This is a genomic window from Kitasatospora sp. NPDC033851 (assembly GCF_055576085.1).
Window position 1 is genome coordinate 1 of record NZ_JBVIRL010000094.1, and the last position, 2,660, is coordinate 2,660.

Annotated in this window: 3 protein-coding genes; all 3 read right to left on the reverse strand. The window is 73.8% G+C overall.

Going from position 1 to position 2,660, the window contains the following annotated elements; translation table 11 throughout:
* Window positions 1-397: 397 nt before the first annotated feature.
* The 3 genes from ACZ51D_RS43600 to ACZ51D_RS43610 all read right to left on the reverse strand — a co-directional run bounded on the left by ACZ51D_RS43600 (window position 398) and on the right by ACZ51D_RS43610 (window position 2,549).
* Complete coding sequence (locus ACZ51D_RS43600) at window positions 398-703, reverse strand: hypothetical protein (protein WP_465665869.1); 306 nt, start codon at window positions 701-703, stop codon at window positions 398-400.
* Window positions 704-830: 127 nt separating this feature from the next.
* Window positions 831-1,631, reverse strand: coding sequence for a hypothetical protein (locus tag ACZ51D_RS43605; RefSeq protein ID WP_465665871.1), 801 nt, complete (start codon window positions 1,629-1,631; stop codon window positions 831-833).
* Between the two features lie 210 nt (window positions 1,632-1,841).
* Window positions 1,842-2,549, reverse strand: coding sequence for a hypothetical protein (locus ACZ51D_RS43610; RefSeq protein ID WP_465665872.1), 708 nt, complete (start codon window positions 2,547-2,549; stop codon window positions 1,842-1,844).
* Between the last annotated feature and the right edge of the window lie 111 nt (window positions 2,550-2,660).

Consider the following 2,660-nt stretch of genomic DNA (forward strand, 5'->3'; position numbering starts at 1 on the left):
TGACGGAAGGGCAGACCCGGACGACGGACAACCACGGCACCACCAGCACCCACGCCCACCCACCCCCAGCACCACCCGCCGGCAGCCCACCGCCCCCCGCCGAACACACACGACCAGCCACCACCACCCACCAGCCGTCAACAACCACCGACACCCACCCCGAACGGCGAACCCCACCACCCACCACGAGCAACCCCCACGGGTCACCCGGCGCCCGCCGGGGCCGGCCACGGCCCCGGCGGTGAACGCGCCGGACACGGGGCCGCCGCCCGAAGGGCGTCGATTCCACAACCGCTGGCGCGGCGGCCGGCCGCCGCGCGGCAGCCCCGGGGGACGGCGGCTCGACATTGCCGGCCCCCGCCCCCGGACCCTGGCCCGGGGGCGGGCTGGTGCTCGGTCAGCAGGCGGTCCAGGTCCAGTAGCCGTGGCCGATGGAGTAGGTGCCGTCCTCGTTGGGCTCGCACCGCTCGACCAGGGCGCCGTCGGCGTAGTCGATGACGTCGACGGTGGTACCGGTGACGCGAAGGGTGTCGCAGTCGCGGTAGCGCTGGTTCTCGGCGTCGATGTCGGCGGCGATCCGGCGGACGACGTCAAGGTTCACGCGTGGCAGGGCGAAGCCGTTCGGGCAGGTCCGGCTGCTGAGGAGGCAGGGGTAGGGGCCGAGGGTGTCGAGGGTGACAAGGCCGGGGGTCCAGGTGGGCACGGGGTTCTCCGCTGGGGTGTTGGTGTCGGTGGTGGTGTCCGGCCGGGCAGTCGGCCGGGGCCGCGCGGGTTGCCCTCCGCACGGCGGGGGCCGGTCCCGGGCGGGCGCCCGGGACCGGCGGGGCGGATCAGGCCTGGCGGGCGGTCAGGCGGCGGAGGATCCGGCGATGGAGAGGAACCCGGGGACGGGCGGCGCGGCGTCGGTGGCGGGGGACGTCATCGGCGGCGAGGAAGGCGGTGGCGGCGGCGAGGAGGTCCCCCCCGAACGCGCGGCGGAGGCGTTCGACGTCGTCCGGCGCGGTCTCCTCGATGTACCAGCAGCACGACCCCTCGTAGTCGCTCTGGTCGTACGGGGAGCGCTCGTCGACAATCCATCCGTTGGCGAGGGCCTTGATGCTCTCGACCGCGATGTCCCATGCCTCGGCATCGGGGCCCTGCTCTTCGGCGAGCTCGGGGTTCAGGTCGGAGAAGACCCGGGCGAGGGCGTCGGTGTCGTCGGTGGGGGCGAGCTGGCCGCCGACCAGCACACGGGCGTAGAGGTTGGCGGCCGCGCCGAACGGCCATTCCCAGGTGTCTTTGTGGTTGCGGATGATCTCGGGGATCGGGGTGGGGGCGGGGTGGCCGGGGGTGGCGGCGTGCTCGGTGAGCCAGGCACGGACGTCGCGGACGGTGCGGCGGTGGCGGCCGGTCAGGCGGGCGCGGTGGGGCCAGCTGCCGGTGTCGGCCACGCGGGCATAGGCGTCGTCCAGCTGCCACAGGACGGGTGCGGCGCTCGGGTCGAGGTAGAGCGTGTGGGGCTCGCCTTCGATGGTGACGTCGACCTGTGCGGAGTGGCAGTCGCCGGAGAGGTCGACGGCCCGGGCGGGGATGCGGGCGCGGGTGAGGGCGGCGGCGAGGGCCTGGGCCGCGCTGGCGTTGTCGGTGGTCATCAGGGTCCTTCTCATGTTGGTGGTTCGGGCCGGTCGGCCCGGGTCCGCACGGGGTTGCCCTCCCGTGCGGAGGTTCGGAAGGCGGGGCGACGTCGGCGGCCGGCCGTCGCGCGGCAGCCCGGGGGGCGGCGGCTCGATGCCGCCGACGCCCGGCCACCCGCGCCGGGGGCCGGGCCGGTCCCGGGCCGTCAGCCCGGGACCGGCGTCCGGTCAGTCGGTCGGGTACTCCCACGCGCACCGGGTGAGTTCGGTCTGCGCGGTGTCGCGGTAGTGGCGGTGGGCCTTCACGCTGCCGGACAGCGTGACGGTGCGGCCGACGACGGGGAGGCGGATGCTCGTACTGGTCCAGGCGAAGACGTTCGACTCGGCGTCGCGCATGATCAGCAGCTTCCGCGACTGGACGTGGTAGCCGTAGGTCCGGGACGGCAGGTCAACGACGCGAACGACGGTGAGCGTCATCCCCTTCAACCTGCAGCCCGGCACGCCGATGTGGCGGGACCGGCTAACGGCCTCGGCGGCCTCCGCCGCATCCTTCGCCCGCTTCATCGCGGCCGGGACGGAGGCGAGCAGGCCCAGGTTTCGCCAGGTGGTCACGGGGTGGCGCGCGATGGCGGCGAGCCGCTGGCGGAACTCCTCGGCACTGAACTGGCCGTCCAGGCACCACTGGAGGGCCTCGGTGGCACGGTCGGCGGCGTCGGTCACGCCGTCGATCTCCGCCCGGAGCTGGGGGTAGTCGTAGCCACGAAGGTACTGCTCGGCCTCCATCGCGGTGGGCGGCTGGGGCTCCCACTGGCGGCTGAGCGGCTGGAAGTAGCCGCGCACGGCGTGCAGGGCGCTCACGACGCGCAGGGCCTCGATCACGTCCAGCTGGTCATGGGTGGTGCTGGTCACGATGGGGGCGGGTCCGTACTCGAACACAGCTAGTCCTTCGGATTGTTGGTGGTTCCGGCCGGTTGGCCGGGGGTCTCGGCGGGGGTTGCCCTCCCCGCCTTGATGAGACAATTAAACCATGGTTTGGGGGTCCGTGTC